Origin of the sequence: Enterobacter sichuanensis (assembly GCF_002939185.1) — a bacterium.
Classification (GTDB): Bacteria; Pseudomonadota; Gammaproteobacteria; order Enterobacterales; family Enterobacteriaceae; genus Enterobacter; species Enterobacter sichuanensis.
Window position 1 is genome coordinate 1 of record NZ_POVL01000153.1, and the last position, 1,002, is coordinate 1,002.

At 59.0% G+C, this 1,002-nt stretch carries 1 protein-coding gene; it reads right to left on the reverse strand.

Features of this window, described 5'->3' with window-relative positions:
• The coding region (locus C5687_RS24250; protein ID WP_146086315.1) for an Ig-like domain-containing protein at positions 1–1,002 on the reverse strand (1,002 nt) is incomplete at both ends.

Below are 1,002 nucleotides of genomic sequence, written 5' to 3' on the forward strand. Positions count from 1 at the left end.
GTTCCGCTGGTACGCGCGTTGCCCGCTGCGTCAGTCGCAGTGACGGTGAAGGTATGTTGACCATCCGCCAGCGCGGTATCCGGGGTGAACACCCACTTACCGCTGCTGTCCGCCTTGACGGTACCAATCACTTTCCCGTTGTCGAGGATAGACACAACGTCGCCCGGTGCAGCGCTGCCGCTCAGGGTTGGGGTGGTGTCGTTGGTCGACTCGCCTTTCTGCAGCGGGCCAACGTGTGGCTCTGCGTTGTCCACCACGCTGTTGATGGACGGCTCGGTGCTGACCGGGATCAGAACAGTGATATCGTAAGGCGGTGCTTCACCCGCGACGCGGTTGCCAACGCCATCCTGGGTTTCCAGCGTCAGCTGATTAAGCCCTTCCACCAGCGGGGTATCGAGCGCCAGCGTCCAGTTGCCTTCATTGTCGACCACAGCTGAGCCCAGCAGATGTTTGCCGTTAGCATCCGTGCTGTAAACAAAGACGGTGCTGCCCGCTTCACCAATACCATTGATAACCGGTTTGCTGTCATCGGTGATTTCACCGCTGGCGACATTGCCCTGTCGACCGCCGACATCGTCCATTACGGAAGTAATGCTCAGCACATCGCTGGTTGCCACCGGTGGCGTGTAGTCAGTCACCAGCACAAAATCATCCGATTCCGGGCCGGTGTTGCCCGCTTCATCCGTTGCGGTGGTGGTGATATGGTGTTCACCCTCTGGCAGAGGTGTGGTTGGTGTGAACTGCCAGGCGCCTTTATCGTCCGCAATCGTCGAACCGATGTGCTCGCCGTTGTCATAAATATCGACACGGCTGCCCGGCTCTGCGGTACCGTTGAAGGTTGGGTTCGCATCATCAGTGGTACCGCCGTTGCTCAGATCGCCACGGATTGTACCCACATCATCCGTTGCGGATCCCAGCACAGGTTTTTCCGGCGCGGTTGCATCAACGGTGATGTCGAAGGACGGAGAGGTCGCCTCATTTCCGGCCGGGTCTTTGGAAATC